At 59.3% G+C, this 15062-nt stretch carries 12 protein-coding genes; 6 read left to right on the forward strand and 6 right to left on the reverse strand.

Going from position 1 to position 15062, the window contains the following annotated elements; all coding sequences use genetic code 11:
* Positions 1-25 precede the first annotated feature (25 nt).
* Positions 26-1456, forward strand: coding sequence for an exodeoxyribonuclease I (sbcB, locus tag ACM6I5_RS16640; protein ID WP_414884236.1), 1431 nt, complete (start codon positions 26-28; stop codon positions 1454-1456).
* Between the two features lie 86 nt (positions 1457-1542).
* Here the strand turns inward: sbcB and mvaT are convergent, their stop codons facing one another.
* The gene (mvaT, locus tag ACM6I5_RS16645; RefSeq protein ID WP_007933316.1) at positions 1543-1920 is read right to left on the reverse strand and encodes a histone-like nucleoid-structuring protein MvaT; all 378 of its coding nucleotides are present in this window, start codon (positions 1918-1920) and stop codon (positions 1543-1545) included.
* Positions 1921-2259: 339 nt separating this feature from the next.
* Between mvaT and purU the strand changes: the two genes are divergently transcribed.
* Both purU and ACM6I5_RS16655 read left to right on the forward strand, forming a co-directional pair.
* Positions 2260-3108: a formyltetrahydrofolate deformylase gene (gene purU / locus ACM6I5_RS16650; protein ID WP_017340494.1), complete on the forward strand. Its 849-nt coding sequence runs from the start codon at positions 2260-2262 to the stop codon at positions 3106-3108.
* An 85-nt stretch (positions 3109-3193) separates the two neighbouring features.
* Positions 3194-3385 carry a hypothetical protein gene (locus ACM6I5_RS16655; RefSeq protein ID WP_017340493.1) on the forward strand — a complete coding sequence of 64 codons (192 nt, stop codon included), beginning with the start codon at positions 3194-3196 and terminating at the stop codon, positions 3383-3385.
* 78 nt (positions 3386-3463) lie between these two features.
* On the opposite strand, the gene ACM6I5_RS16660 is transcribed toward ACM6I5_RS16655, so the two are convergent.
* The 4 genes from ACM6I5_RS16660 to ACM6I5_RS16675 all read right to left on the reverse strand — a co-directional run bounded on the left by ACM6I5_RS16660 (position 3464) and on the right by ACM6I5_RS16675 (position 8470).
* Positions 3464-4459, reverse strand: coding sequence for a lysylphosphatidylglycerol synthase transmembrane domain-containing protein (locus ACM6I5_RS16660; RefSeq protein WP_017340492.1), 996 nt, complete (start codon positions 4457-4459; stop codon positions 3464-3466).
* Positions 4456-5232: a DUF2334 domain-containing protein gene (locus ACM6I5_RS16665; RefSeq protein WP_414884237.1), complete on the reverse strand. Its 777-nt coding sequence runs from the start codon at positions 5230-5232 to the stop codon at positions 4456-4458. The genes ACM6I5_RS16660 and ACM6I5_RS16665 overlap by 4 nt, the downstream gene beginning before the upstream one ends.
* On the reverse strand, positions 5225-6346 hold the full coding sequence (locus ACM6I5_RS16670; RefSeq protein WP_414877861.1) for a glycosyltransferase family 4 protein: 1122 nt from the start codon (positions 6344-6346) through the stop codon (positions 5225-5227). Before ACM6I5_RS16670 ends, ACM6I5_RS16665 begins: the two co-directional genes overlap by 8 nt.
* Before the next feature lie 234 nt (positions 6347-6580).
* Positions 6581-8470, reverse strand: a complete 1890-nt coding sequence (locus tag ACM6I5_RS16675; RefSeq protein WP_414877862.1) for a methyl-accepting chemotaxis protein — start codon at positions 8468-8470, stop codon at positions 6581-6583.
* A gap of 174 nt (positions 8471-8644) precedes the next feature.
* Here ACM6I5_RS16675 and ACM6I5_RS16680 point away from each other — a divergent pair, with 174 nt between their 5' ends.
* Positions 8645-10132 (forward strand): helicase HerA-like domain-containing protein, encoded by a 1488-nt coding sequence (locus ACM6I5_RS16680; RefSeq protein ID WP_031319089.1) that lies wholly within the window; start codon positions 8645-8647, stop codon positions 10130-10132.
* Positions 10133-10151: 19 nt separating this feature from the next.
* Here ACM6I5_RS16680 and ACM6I5_RS16685 read toward each other — a convergent pair whose 3' ends face one another.
* The gene (locus ACM6I5_RS16685; protein ID WP_017340487.1) at positions 10152-10607 is read right to left on the reverse strand and encodes a DUF721 domain-containing protein; all 456 of its coding nucleotides are present in this window, start codon (positions 10605-10607) and stop codon (positions 10152-10154) included.
* A 307-nt stretch (positions 10608-10914) separates the two neighbouring features.
* On the opposite strand from ACM6I5_RS16685, the gene secA reads away from it, so the two are divergent.
* Together secA and argJ are read left to right on the forward strand one after the other, a co-directional pair.
* Positions 10915-13650, forward strand: a complete 2736-nt coding sequence (gene secA, locus ACM6I5_RS16690; protein ID WP_414884238.1) for a preprotein translocase subunit SecA — start codon at positions 10915-10917, stop codon at positions 13648-13650.
* Positions 13651-13772: 122 nt separating this feature from the next.
* Positions 13773-14990, forward strand: a complete 1218-nt coding sequence (gene argJ, locus ACM6I5_RS16695) for a bifunctional glutamate N-acetyltransferase/amino-acid acetyltransferase ArgJ (RefSeq protein WP_017340485.1) — start codon at positions 13773-13775, stop codon at positions 14988-14990.
* Positions 14991-15062: the final 72 nt, after the last annotated feature.

The raw sequence follows: 15062 nt of genomic DNA on the forward strand, positions 1-15062 counted from the left end.
CCGATCTTCAGTTCAGGAATAGCCCGTGACCTCGATCTTCTGGTACGACTATGAAACCACCGGCATCAACCCCCGTTGCGACCGTCCGCTGCAAGTGGCGGGCCTTCGCACTGACTTCGATCTCAATGTCATCGACGAGCCGGTCAATCTTTACTGCCAGCCCAGCGAGGACATCCTGCCGCATCCGGCGGCTTGCGCGATCACTGGCATCACACCGGGCCAATTGGCCGGGCACGGTTTGAGCGAAGCGGATTTCATGACCCGGGTGCATGCCCAACTGGCGGCGCCGGGCACGTGTGGCGCGGGTTACAACACCTTGCGCTTCGACGACGAGATGACTCGTTACAGCCTGTATCGCAATTTTTTCGACCCGTATGCGCGCGAGTGGCAGGGCGGTAACAGTCGTTGGGATTTGATCGACGTGGTGCGCGCCGCCTATGCCTTGCGTCCGGATGGCCTCGTCTGGCCCAAGGATGACGAGGGGCGGGTAACGCTCAAACTCGAACGCCTGACCGCCGCCAATGGCATCGATCACGGCAATGCTCACGAAGCGCTGTCGGACGTTCGAGCGACCATTGCGCTGGCGCGTCTGATTCGAGAGAAACAACCGAAGCTGTACGACTGGCTGTTTCAGTTGCGCGGTAAACAAAAAGTGATGGATCAGATTCGGCTGTTGCAGCCGATGGTGCACATTTCCGGGCGCTTTTCGGCCGCACGCAGTTATGTCGGCGTGGTGCTGCCGCTGGCCTGGCACCCGCGCAACAAGAACGCGTTGATTGTCTGCGACTTGCACCTGGATCCCCAGGGCTTGCTTGATCTGGATGCTGACGCCTTGCGCCAGCGCCTGTATACCCGTCGCGAAGATCTGGCCGAGGGCGAGTTGCCGGTGCCGCTCAAGCTTATCCACATCAACAAATGCCCGGTGGTCGCGCCCCTGTCGGTACTTCGTCCCGTTGATCAGCAACGCCTGGGGCTGGACATGGCGTTATATCAGGAGCGCACGCTGCGGCTAAGTGACGCACAGCAAGTTTGGCGAGATAAAGTTCAGGCCATTTATGCCAGCGAGGATTTCACCCAGAGCAAGGACCCCGAGCAACAGTTATACGATGGTTTTATTGGTGATCGGGATCGGCGCCTTTGTGAGCAAGTCCGGGCAGCTGACCCGGCGCAATTAGCAAAGGTACAATGGCCTTTCGATGATGAACGTTTACCCGAATTATTGTTTCGATATCGAGCACGTAACTTTCCCGACACGTTGAGTTTCGAAGAGCAAGAACGCTGGCGAATATTCTGTCAGCAACGTTTGTCAGATCCTGAGTGGGGTGCGCCCAATACGCTGGAAACTTTTGCAGAGGCCGCAGCCCACTTGAACATTACGGCGACGCCATTCCAGCAAGAGGTGCTCAACGAGTGGAGCAATTATGTCCAGGCATTGCGCAAACGTTTGAATCTTTGAAACTGAAATGCCCGGCACTGAATGCCGGGCATAAAAAAACGCCAGCGTTTGCTGGCGTTCTTTTTTTCAGCGAAAAGCGTTGTGGCTTAGCCCAGCAGGGTAGCCCAGCCTTCAACCACGTCACCGCCCCACTTGGCTTTCCACTCTTTCAGAGTCTTGTGGTTGCCACCTTTGGTTTCGATGACTTCACCGTTGTGCGGGTTTTTGTATTGTTTAACTTTGCGAGCACGCTTGGTGCCAGTAGTTTTTACTGCGCCGCCGCGTGGTGCCTTGGTTTTGGATTCTGGATCCAGCAACGCGATGATGTCACGCAGGGACTTGGAGTATTCGCCCATCAGGGTGCGCAGTTTGCCTTCGAATTCCAGCTCGGTTTGCAGTTTGTCGTCTTGGGACAGGTTCTTCAAACGGGCTTGCAGCTCTTTGATAGCTTCTTCGGTGGCGCGATATTCGTTGATCAAGGACATGGGGACTACCTTATGTTAAGCGCTGGATGGCAGGTGACAGTGCGGCAATAATAGTCAGGGTGTTTCATCAAGTAAACAATTAAACCGGAGTTTATTTGAATTAGTTGTCGTGAATAGGGCGCACGCTGGATGCGCAGTTAAATAGTGTGACCCAGGTATCACAGATATTCACAATTGAGCACTTGAAGATTGGCAACAAGAGCACCATTGCGCGGGTGAGCGAGTGCTTTCAACGCGTGTGCCTGCCATCCCCGCACAACGCAAGGTGTCATCTATACTGCAGTTTTTCCGCGCAATCGCTAGAATGCGGCCTTTGCGAAGTTCTGGAGTTTCCCCCCCATGCGCACTTTTCGGCTGGTGATTGCTTGCCCGGACCGCGTCGGCATCGTTGCTAAAGTCAGTAACTTTCTGGCGTCACATAACGGCTGGATCACTGAAGCGAGCCATCACTCGGATAATCTCAGTGGCTGGTTCTTCATGCGTCACGAAATTCGGGCCGATTCGCTGCCTTTTGGTATCGAGGCCTTCCGCGAAGCGTTCGCACCGATTGCCGAAGAGTTCTCGATGAACTGGCGCATTACTGATACCGCGCAGAAAAAGCGCGTGGTGTTGATGGCCAGCCGCGAGTCTCATTGCCTGGCCGACTTGCTGCACCGCTGGCACAGCGATGAACTGGACTGCGAAATCTCCTGCGTGATTTCCAACCATGACGATTTGCGTAGCATGGTCGAGTGGCACGGTATTCCTTACTACCACGTGCCGGTCAATCCACAGGATAAAGAACCGGCGTTCGCCGAAGTCTCGCGCCTGGTCAAACAGCACGAAGCCGAAGTGGTGGTACTTGCCCGTTACATGCAAATCCTGCCGCCCGAGTTGTGCAGTGAATATGCGCACAAGGTCATCAACATTCACCACAGCTTCCTGCCGTCGTTCGTCGGCGCCAAGCCTTATCACCAGGCTTCCCTGCGTGGGGTAAAGCTGATCGGTGCGACGTGCCACTATGTCACTGAAGAGCTGGATGCCGGCCCGATCATCGAGCAGGACGTGGTGCGTGTCAGCCACAGCGACAGCATCGAAGACATGGTGCGTTTCGGGCGTGATGTCGAGAAGATGGTGTTGGCTCGTGGTCTGCGTTATCACCTGGAAGACCGGGTGCTGGTGCATGGCAACAAGACCGTGGTGTTCTGATCCCCGCACGACACGGTTGAAATTCGAAGGGCCTGGGCGTTCAATCGCTCAGGCCCTTCGCCGTTTCTGCACTGAGGACATGACCATGGCCGATCCACTGGACAAAGCTACTTCCAAGGCCCCCGCGACATTGGGGGAGGGGTGTTTGAGCCGCTACGACCCGGATGACTTGAGCCCTGAAGACGGGACGGAGTTTCCGGGGGCGGCGGAGTTGTGGGAGGCGTTGAATCCGGATTCTGGCCCTGAAGGAGCTGGATTGCCGGTGAAGCGGTCTTGAGGTTTGGCGTGCGGTCGCTTTTTGTGTGCATATCCGTTGCTGCAGCACCGGATATGTACACAACAAAAAACACCCCCCCTAAGCCTGCCTAAACCTCATCAACTTCTTCAACAACGGCCGCCCAAGCATCAACAAAAACACCGGTCCCCCAACCACCAGATAAAAGTAATAAGTCACCGCCCGCCAAATCAGAATCGCCGCCGCCGCCGTGGATTTCCCCACCATGGGTGCCAGCAGCGCGGCCGAGGTCAATTCCGCAGCCCCTGCGCCACCCGGCAACAGGCTGAATTGCCCCGCGCTCAGCGAAAGCATCTGGATCAGAAAACTCCAGGCCCACTGCAAATCCGCACCGAGCCCGCGCAACGCCAGGTACAACACGCTATAGCGCAGGACCCAATGCACACAGGTCAGGACAAACACCTTGATCAACGTCTGAGCGGGCAACTTCAGCGTGTCAGTGAATGCCGCCAGAAAATGCAGGAGTTTTCGTGCCCAACGCATTCGCGTGCTGCCTTTGACATTCAGGCGCACGAGCAAGCGTCCACTCAGGCGAATCAGCAGCCGATGATAGCGCGCGATCACCACGCAACTGAGCAGCCCGCCAAACATCGAAATGGCACTGACCGTCAGCAGCCATTCCATGCGTTCGCTGAGGTGCTGGAACAGCGCATAAATCAGAATCCCGATTAACGCGCAGAGAAAGAACAGCAGGTCGCTCAGTTGATCCATGGCGAAGACGGCGCTACCCCGTGCCGGGCGCACGCCGTTGCGTGCCAGCAGCGCCATGATCGTCAGCGGTCCGCCGCTGCCGCCCGGCGTGGCGCAGTAGGCGAACTCGGCCGCCATCACCACGCCAAGGCTTTTGACCGGACTGACCTTGTCGCGCTGATCACCCAGCAACAGGCGCAAGCGCATCGTGTTCACCACCCAGCACAGCAGGATCATGCCGAACATGATCAACAGCCAGTTCAATGGAAAACTCTGCAGTCGCGACCAGGTCTGGTTACCGCCAAGTAACAGAGGAATCAGCACCGCAACGAGCAGCGCGACAAACAACACAATTGCGCGGCTCATGCGGCGCGACCGACGCGGTCGGTGTGCAGCGTCAGCCACCGCGCCTTGGTCATCGGCACACGGCCCTCGTCGAGCAGGCGCTTGAGGGTTTGCAGCCAATAATTGCGTGAGAAAGGGTGACGCATGTCCACCGGGTGCAACCCCAGGCGAATCACCGCAGCGCGACGCCAGCGGTGTTCACGCTGATCGCTGACCAGCTTCGATACACCCCGACGCCAGGCACTGCGTGCACTCCACACCAACCCCGGCGCATCGACCGGGGTGAAATCCGGCAGGCGATACAGGTGCAGCGGATCGCTGGTGTAACTCAAGGGTAACTGGCGCAAGGCCTGGCGCGTTCCTTCGCTCATCAGCCAGGCCGGGGCGACAAAACCCTCCAGCGGCCAGTGGTAGCGATGGAACACTTCAATGCCGGCATGCAGACGTGCGAGGGCGGCTTCCTCAGACAGGCTGTAAAACTCGCCCTCGTGGGTGTAGATGCGACGCATGAACCAGTCTCGCGGTGTGTGGGGGGGCGGGCTTTCATCGCAATGAAAATAGCCGTGCAGCGCCAGTTCGTCACCTCGGGCGACACGGCGGGTGAGCATCCGTCGAAATCCCGGATGGGCCTCAAGATCGTTGTGTTTGTGAAAGTCCGGCACCACCAGCCAGGTCATCGGCACTGCGCCCAAGGCGTCGACGGCTTCGACAAAGGGTTGGTAGTCGGCCCAGGTTTGTGGGGCGACGTCATGCAACACCAATAGCAGGCTGGGCGCGTTCATGGGCTCAGCCATTGGCGATCCGCGGCCATTGGCTGCCGAGGACGGCGTAATAATGGCCCAGCAGACTGTTGACCACCGTGTCCCAGGAATAATGGCGCTCGACATGACTGCGAGCCTGTTGGCCCAGAACGGCACTGCCCGAACCGAACAACTCCCGAACGGCGTTGGCCATCGCCATTGAGTTGTTCGGCGCGCAAAGCAGGCCGCAGTCTGAGTTGATGATTTCCTGAAAGGCCCCGGCTGCCACGGCCACCACCGGAATGCCGCAAGCCATGGCTTCGAGAATCACCAGGCCGAAGGTTTCCTGATCGCCGGCATGCAGCAGCGCGTCGGCACTGGCCATCAGCCGTGCCACTTGCGTCGCCGGGCAGAACTCATCGACCACCGTCACGTTGTCCGGCACCACCGCCGGCATCGACGAACCCACCAACAACAAGTGATAGCGGCGGCCCAGGCGCTTCATGCAGTCGAGCAACACCGGCAGGTTTTTTTCCTTGGAGCCGCGTCCGGCGAAAATCAGCAGATGGGTATTTTCATCGATGCCCAGTTCTGCGCGCAGGCCCGGGTCTCGTGCATCGGGATGGAAGGTGTGCAGGTCGACACCCAGGGGTTGGACGAAAACGTTCTTCACCCCCAGGGTAATCAATTTGTCGGCCATGATCCGGCTCGGCGCCAGCACCCGGTCGAAATTACCGTACAGCTTGCTGACGTAGGCCTCGACATTGGTGGTGACCCAGTTGCCCATGCGGTTACTGACCAGCAGCGGCAGGTCCGAGTGATAAAAGCCGATCACTGGCACATCGAGTTGTCGCCGGGCGTCGAGCGCGGCCCAGGCCGTGAGGTACGGGTCGCCGACTTCGATCAGATCGGGTTGCAAATCCTGAAGGACATTGCGCCAGGGCGCGAGGCGCAGAGGGAAACGGTAACCCTTGCCGAAGGGCAGGGCGGGGGCTGGAACCGTGTAAATGCCATCCTGTTCACCCAGGTGTGCGCCGGGGATCAGCAGGCTGTGACGAATGCCGGGCTTGATACCCAAGCGACGGTGTTTAGCATCCAGATACGTGCGCACGCCACCGCTGGCAGGGGCGTAGAACATGGTGATGTCAGCGATATGCACGATGAGCATTCCTCCGATCCGTTGTTCTCCGTTGGTTGACCTTTATGAAGGATAGATGTTCGGTTGGGGTTTTGTGACGGGGGCTGGAACTTTGGACCGTTATGTGGCGAGGGAGCTTGCTCCCGCTCGGCTGCGAAGCCGTCGTCATTCAGACGGTGCGTCAGATCTGACACACCCACAGAATGTTGGGCTCGCTTCGCGACCCAGCGGGAGCAAGCTCCCTCACCACAGGTCCGGGAAACACTAAATACGGAAACTGCCCACCAATTGCTTGAGGCGCGCCGCCTGCTGCTCCAGGTCCGAACACGCCCGCAATGTCGATTGCAGGTTTTCCACGCCTTCCTGGTTCAGCGTGTTGATCTCGGTGATGTCGACATTGATCGACTCGACCACCGCCGTCTGTTCCTCGGTTGCCGTGGCCACCGACTGGTTCATCCCGTCGATCTCGCCAATGCGCAAGGTCACGCTGTTCAGGCGCTCTCCCGCCAGGTTGGCGATTTCCACGCTGTCCTGGCTGTGACGCTGGCTGTCGCTCATGGTGCTGACGGATTCGCGGGCGCCGACTTGCAGCTCCTCGATCATGGTCTGCACCTGTTGCGCCGATTCCTGCGTGCGGTGCGCCAGGTTGCGCACCTCATCGGCCACCACGGCGAAACCACGCCCGGCTTCACCGGCACGGGCGGCCTCGATCGCAGCATTGAGCGCCAGCAGGTTGGTTTGCTGGGAAATGCTGGTGATCACTTCGAGAATCTGCCCGATGTTCACGGTTTTGCTGTTCAGCGATTCGATGTTGGTGCTGGAGGCGCTGAGCATGCTCGACAGCTGGTTCATCGCGACAATGCTGCGATCCACCACTTGCTGGCCGTCTTCGGCGAGGCTGCGGGCGTCGCTGGCCTGACTCGAGGCCTGGGCGGCGTTGCGCGCAATTTCCTGGGCCGCGGCACCGAGCTGATTGATGGCGGCGGCGACGCTGCTGGTGCGCGAAGCTTGCTGGTCGGAGTTGTACATCGACGAGTTGGAGGCCGCGACCACGCGCAGGGCGACTTCGTTGACCTGCCCGGTGGCCGAAGACACTTCGCGGATCGAACCGTGAATGCGCTCCACGAAACGGTTGAACGCGGTGCCGAGCACGCCGAATTCATCATTGTTCTGGATAGTCAGGCGTTTGGTCAGGTCGCCCTCACCATCGGCGATATCGGCCATGGCGCGCGTCATGACGTGCAGCGGCTGGATCAGGAGGCGGATCAACATGCCCAGCAGGGCGATGATGATGGCGACCGCGATGATGGTCGCCACGACCGCCGAGGCGCGGAATTCGCTGAGCTTCGCAAAGGCTTTGCCTTTATCCGCCGACAGACCGATGTACCAGTTGACGGAATTCAGGCCTTTGATCGGCGTGAACGTGACGATGCGGGTTTTGCCATCGACTTCAACTTCACTGAAATCGCTGCTGATGCGCGGTGTATCTTTCGGGTACGCCTCGGCCAGTGATTTCATCACCAGCGCTTTGTCCGGGTGCACCAGAATCTTGCCGTCGGCGCTGATCAGGAACGCATAACCCATACCGTTGAAGTCCATCGCATTCAGGCTGTCGGCGATCACTTGCAGGCTCAGGTCGCCGCCGGCCACGCCGATGTTCTGACCGTCCTTGAGGACGCTATTGACGATGGAGATGACCAGCTGGCCGGAGGCCAGATCGATGTAGGGTTCAGTCAGTGCCGGGCCGCTGGTGCTTTGGGCGCTTTTGTACCAGGGACGGGCGCGGGGGTCATAGCCCTCCGGCATTTTGCTGTCCGGCCGGATGATGAAGGTGCCATCCTTGTTGCCCAGATAGGCGCCCATGAAGGTCGACGTCACTGCTTTCTGCTCCAGCAGCTTGGCGACGTTGTCGATGTCGGCGTTCAGCGCGATGCTTTGTGAGAGGTTTTCGATCAGCAAGCTGCGTCCGGTCAGCCAGGTCTGGATATTGTTGGCAGCCACACTGCCCATTTCTTGCAGATAGTTGTCCAGGTCCTTGCGAATGGCGTTGCGCTGCAGGTAGTCGTTGTACAGTGTGAACGAGGCGAACGCGGCAATGACGATGAGTGCCGCGGCGAGCAGGATTTTATGGCTGAAGCGCAGATTTTTGTTCATGGCTCGGGGTTCCGCTAAGGTCTTAAGGCCCAAGGCGTGCTTTTATAGGAAAAAGCGCAGTGGGCGATCATGAAAACAAGCTGATATTTCCGTCCTCTCCTTAGGGGGATTACCGACGCTTTTCAGTCTTTTATATCGGCCGTGCAGCATTAAAGATTAACCATGGGTGACCAAATGCCTGATTCATCGCAACTCGTTATCGGTGCCGATCTCGCGGGGAAGCCGATCGCCCAGGCCATGCGCCTGGCGAACCGTCACGGTCTGGTCGCGGGCGCTACCGGGACCGGCAAGACCGTCACCTTGCAAAAACTGGCCGAGGCGTTCAGCGATGCTGGCGTGGCCGTGTTTGCCGCGGATATCAAGGGTGACCTGTGCGGTCTTGGCGCGGCCGGCAACCCTCAAGGCAAAGTTGCCGAGCGCATCGCCGGGATGCCCTGGCTGAACCACACGCCTCAGGCTTATCCGGTCACCCTGTGGGACATTCACGGCCAGTCCGGTCATCCATTGCGCACAACCTTGAGCGAAATGGGACCGTTATTGATCGGCGCCCTGCTGGAACTGACTGACAGTCAGCAGTCGGCGTTGTACGCCGCGTTCAAGGTCGCGGACCGTGAAGGCTTGCTGCTGTTGGATTTGAAGGACCTCAAGGCACTGCTCAATCACCTGCGCGACCACCCCGAATCGCTGGGGGACGACGCCGCGCTGATGACCACGGGATCGAGTCAGGCCCTGTTGCGGCGCCTGGCGATTCTGGAACAACAGGGCGCCGAAGCACTGTTCGGCGAGCCGGCGTTGCAACTCGAAGACATTTTGCAGCCGACCGCCGAGGGGCGGGGGCGCATTCATTTGCTGGATGCCAGTCGCCTGGTGCACGAGGCGCCCAAGGTCTACGCGACGTTCCTTTTGTGGCTACTGGCCGAACTGTTCGAACAACTGCCGGAACGCGGCGATGCTGATAAACCGTTGCTGGCGCTGTTTTTCGATGAAGCCCATTTACTGTTTGCCGATACACCCAAGGCATTGCAGGAGCGTCTGGAGCAAGTGGTGCGGCTGATTCGCTCGAAAGGCGTCGGCGTGTATTTCGTCACCCAGTCGCCGGGCGACTTGCCGGATGACGTGTTGGCTCAACTTGGCCTGCGCGTCCAGCATGGCTTGCGCGCGTTCACGGCCAAGGAACAGAAATCCCTTCGGGCCGTGGCCGAAGGCTTCCGTCCGAACCCCGCATTCGACGCCTTGTCGGTGTTGACTGAACTGGGGATTGGCGAAGCGCTGGTCGGCACGTTGCAGGACAAGGGCACGCCGGAGATGGTCCAGCGCGTATTGGTCGCGCCGCCGCAATCGCGGATCGGGCCGCTAACCGAGACGGAACGCACGCTGCTGATCGCCGGCTCGCCGTTCAAGGGGCGGTACGACAAACCGGTTGATCGGGAATCGGCGTATGAAGTGTTGATGGGGCGTAAAGGATTGGCACCAGAGCCCGAAGCGGCGCCGGGCAAACCTGCGGCGGAGGAACCGAGCTTCACCGACAAGGCTGGGGAGTTCCTCGGCACGGCGGCAGGGCAGGCACTGAAATCGGCAATGCGACAGGCGGCCAATCAGTTGGGGCGGCAGTTGGTGCGCGGGTTGATGGGCTCGCTGCTCGGTGGCAGTAAACGCCGCTGAAAGCAAAAGATCGCAGCCTTTAATCCTTGGGTTTGGCGTGCGCCGCCAATCGCTCCAGCGCCGCTCGCAGATTCGGATCACTGATCCCCTCCGCCGTGGCCTGAATGGTCGCGCCCGCATCGCTGGACAAACTGATGGTATGCCCCGCCGCCCCTTGCTGAACGGTCGGTGGCTGCACCTTGAACAGAATCCGGGTCAGGCTGGCGAATTCATCAAACATCTGTAACTGCCGTTGCAGACGCTTCTGTTGATAACGCAGACGAGTTGCCCAATGACCATCGGTGACAATCAGCAACAAACTGCCTTCGCGCCACGATGCCACGTGGCAATGCTCGCGGGCGGCAGGCTGCAATTGGCTTTCCAGCAGACGTTGTAAATGACCCAGGCGTTGAGCATGGCCAAAAATGGCTTTCAGCGGTTTGGCTTCGCGAAGCAGAACGGCGGGTGCTCTGGCCGTAAGAGGGCGAAATGCCATGATCAGACACCTGAAGTAACAGAGGCGCCATGGTAGCAGAAAGCACCGGATGCACCCGACCCATTGCTTTGCGCGCGCTTTACCCATTAAATCAACAAGTAACTTCTGCCGTAACTGGCTTGAAGTTCAGCAAAACGCCCTTATTTTAAGTGAGCCCCGTTACAGCGCAGTGCATGCATCGTGGAACAACGCCACTTTCCTCACCATCGTTTCCGGGTAGAATGCTCGTTCGCATGCGGCCATGAGGGCTGCACGGGCGACTCACGGGGCCGCCCTCCATCCCTTTAGTGTGGAAGATCCTGCCGATATGTTTGCGCCTTTGTTAAAGAAACTTTTTGGAAGCAAGAACGAGCGTGAAGTCAAACGCATGCTCAAGACGGTGCAACTCGTCAATGCCTTCGAAGAGCAAATGGTGGCCCTTTCGGACGATCAATTGCGTGCCAAGACAGATGAGTTCAAGGCCCGCATCGCCAAAGGGGAAACCCTCGACAAGCTGCTGCCAGAAGCCTTTGCGGTCGCCCGTGAAGCCGGCAAGCGCGTCATGGGTATGCGCCACTTCGATGTCCAGCTGATCGGCGGCATGACCTTGCATGAAGGCATGATCGCGGAAATGCGTACCGGTGAAGGCAAGACCCTGGTGGCCACACTGGGCGTTTACCTCAACGCGCTGTCCGGCAAGGGCGTGCACGTTGTGACCGTGAACGACTACCTGGCCCGCCGTGACGCCAACTGGATGCGTCCGCTCTACGAATTCCTCGGCATGACGGTCGGTGTGGTCACGCCATTCCAGCCGCCGGAAGAGAAACGTCAGGCCTACGCCGCCGACATTACCTACGGCACCAACAACGAATTCGGTTTCGACTACCTGCGCGACAACATGGCGTTCAGCATGGAAGAAAAATTCCAGCGCGAACTCAACTTTGCCGTGATCGACGAAGTCGACTCCATCCTCATCGACGAAGCCCGTACCCCGCTGATCATTTCCGGTCAGGCCGAGGACAGCTCCAAGTTGTACATCGAGATCAACAAACTGATCCCGCAGCTTGAATTGCATGTCGAAGAGGTCGAAGGCGAAGTCACCAAGGCCGGCCACTACACCGTTGACGAAAAGACCCGTCAGGTCGAACTCAACGAAGCCGGTCACCAGTTCATCGAAGACATGCTGACCCGCGTCGGCCTGCTGGCAGAAGGCGAGAGCCTGTATTCGGCGCATAACCTGGGCTTGCTGACCCACGTTTATGCCGGCCTGCGCGCTCACAAGCTGTTCAACCGCAACGTCGAATACATCGTGCAGGACGGTCAGGTCGTCCTGGTCGACGAACACACCGGTCGTACCATGCCGGGTCGTCGTTTGTCCGAAGGCCTGCACCAGGCCATCGAAGCCAAGGAAAACCTGAACATCCAGGCCGAAAGCCAGACACTGGCGTCGACCACGTTCCAGAACTACTTCCGTCTGTACGACAAGCTGTCCGGCATGACCGGTACCGCGGACACCGAAGCGTTCGAATTCCACCAGATCTACGGCCTGCAGGTCATGGTCATCCCGCCGAACAAGCCTTTGGCGCGTAAAGACTACAACGACCTGGTGTTCCTGACCGCCGACGAGAAATACGCGGCGATCATCAACGACATCAAGGAATGCATGACCCAGGGCCGTCCGGTGCTGGTGGGTACTGCGACCATCGAAACGTCCGAGCACATGTCTGCGCTGCTGCAGAAAGAAGGTATCGAACACAAGGTCCTGAACGCCAAGTTCCACGAAAAAGAAGCCGAGATCATTGCCCAGGCCGGTCGCCCAGGCGCACTGACCATCGCCACCAACATGGCCGGTCGTGGTACCGACATCCTGTTGGGCGGTAACTGGGAAGTGGAAGTCGCGTCTCTCGAAGACCCGACGCCGGAGCAGATTGCCCAGATCAAGGCCGACTGGCAGAAACGTCACCAGCAAGTGCTCGAGTCGGGCGGTTTGCAGGTGATTGCGTCCGAACGTCACGAATCGCGCCGTATCGACAACCAGCTGCGTGGTCGTGCCGGTCGTCAGGGTGACGCCGGTTCCAGCCGTTTCTACCTGTCGCTGGAAGACAGCCTGATGCGCATCTTCGCCTCTGACCGGGTGAAGAACTTCATGAAAGCATTGGGCATGCAGTCCGGTGAAGCGATCGAGCACCGCATGGTGACCAACGCCATCGAGAAGGCCCAGCGCAAGGTTGAAGGCCGCAACTTCGACATCCGCAAGCAACTGCTCGAGTTCGATGACGTCAACAACGAACAGCGTAAAGTGATCTATCACATGCGTAACACGTTGCTGGCCGCCGACAACATCGGTGAAACCATCGCCGACTTCCGTCAGGACGTACTCAACGCGACTGTCAGTGCACACATTCCACCGCAATCGCTGCCCGAGCAGTGGGACGTGGCCGGTCTGGAAGCGGCATTGCAGAGCGACTTCGGTGTTTCGCTGCCGATCCAGCAATGGCTCGACGAAGACGATCACCTGTACGAAGAAACCCTGCGCGAGAAGCTGATGCAAGAGCTGATTGCGGCGTACAACGAGAAAGAAGACCAGGCCGGCGCCGATGCGCTGCGCACCTTCGAGAAGCAAATCGTTCTGCGCGTGCTGGACGATCTGTGGAAAGACCACCTGTCGACCATGGACCACCTGCGTCATGGCATCCACTTGCGTGGCTACGCTCAGAAGAACCCGAAGCAAGAGTACAAGCGCGAGTCGTTCACGCTGTTCTCCGAGCTGCTGGATTCGATCAAGCGCGATTCGATCCGTGTGCTGTCGCACGTCCAGGTTCGCCGCGAAGACCCGATCGAAGAAGAGCAACGCCTGCGTCAGGAAGCCGAAGCACTGGCGGCGCGCATGCAGTTCCAGCACGACGAAGCACCGGGTCTCGAGCAGCCGGACCTGCTCGGTGAAGAGGTCGATGTAGCCCTCGCCACCGCACCGGTTCGCAACGAACAGAAGCTGGGCCGTAACGAGCTGTGCTACTGCGGTTCGGGCAAGAAATTCAAGCATTGCCACGGGCAGATCCAGTAAAACCCGTTTCATACGCTGAAATACCCGCGCCGCGACCGGCATCAGCCGTCGCGGCGTTTTGCCATTTACACCACCGTTCTTCCTGAAAGCGGTGCTGACATCATTTATTAAGGAGCGCATTCATGGCTGTTGGTCTTGGTCCTTTGCCAACGTTGCACCCGGTTGCCGGTTTTGAACTCGGTATCGCCTCGGCCGGCATCAAGCGCCCCGGGCGCAAGGATGTCGTGGTCATGCGCTGCGCCGAAGGTTCCACCGTCGCAGGCGTGTTCACCCTGAACGCCTTTTGCGCAGCGCCGGTGATCCTGGCCAAGCAGCGCGTGCAAGGTCCGGTGCGTTACCTGCTGACCAACACCGGCAATGCCAACGCCGGCACTGGCGAACCTGGCCTGGCTGCCGCCGAACGCACCTGCGCCAAACTGGCTGAATTGACCGGCGTCGACGCCAGCCTGGTGCTGCCGTATTCCACCGGCGTGATCGGCGAGCCGCTGCCGGTCGAGAAGATCGAAGGCGCGTTGCAAGCCGCGCTCGACGATCTGTCGGTGAACAACTGGGAAGCTGCCGCCACCGGCATCATGACCACCGACACCCTGCCGAAGGGTGCCAGCCGCCAGTTCCAGCATGACGGCGTGACCATCACCGTCACCGGCATCAGCAAAGGCGCGGGGATGATCCGTCCGAACATGGCCACCATGCTCGGCTACATCGCCACCGACGCCAAAGTCTCCCGCGACGTATTGCAAAACCTGTTGCTGGACGGCGCCAACAAGTCGTTCAACCGCATCACCATCGACGGCGACACCTCGACCAACGACTGCTGCATGTTGATCGCCACTGGTCAGGCGGCCTTGCCGGAAATCACCTCCGCGAGCGGTGAGTTGTTCGCCAAGCTGAAACAGGCCGTGTTCGAAGTGTGCATGGACGTGGCCCAGGCCATCGTTCGCGACGGCGAAGGCGCGACCAAGTTCGTCACCGTTGAAGTCAACGGCGGCGGCAATCACCAGGAATGCCTGGACGTCGGTTACACCGTGGCGCACTCGCCGCTGATCAAGACTGCGCTGTTCGCATCCGACCCGAACTGGGGGCGCATTCTGGCTGCCGTTGGTCGTGCCGGCGTACCGAACCTGGACGTGAGCAAGATCGACGTGTTCCTCGGCGACGTGTGCATCGCCAGCCGTGGCGCCCGCGCATCGACCTACACCGAAGCCCAGGGCGCAGCGGTGATGCAGCAGGAAGAGATCACCATCCGTATAGAGCTGGGTCGCGGCGATTGCAGCGAAACCATCTGGACCACCGACCTGTCCCACGAATACGTGAAGATCAACGCCGAGTACCGTACTTAATACCGAGTCGACCCCTTCGCGGGCGAGCCTGCTCCCTCAGGGTTAGCGCAAATCCTGTGGGAGCGGGATTGC

The organism is Pseudomonas sp. IT-P171 (assembly GCF_949767765.1).
Classification (GTDB): domain Bacteria; phylum Pseudomonadota; class Gammaproteobacteria; order Pseudomonadales; family Pseudomonadaceae; genus Aquipseudomonas; species Aquipseudomonas fluorescens_B.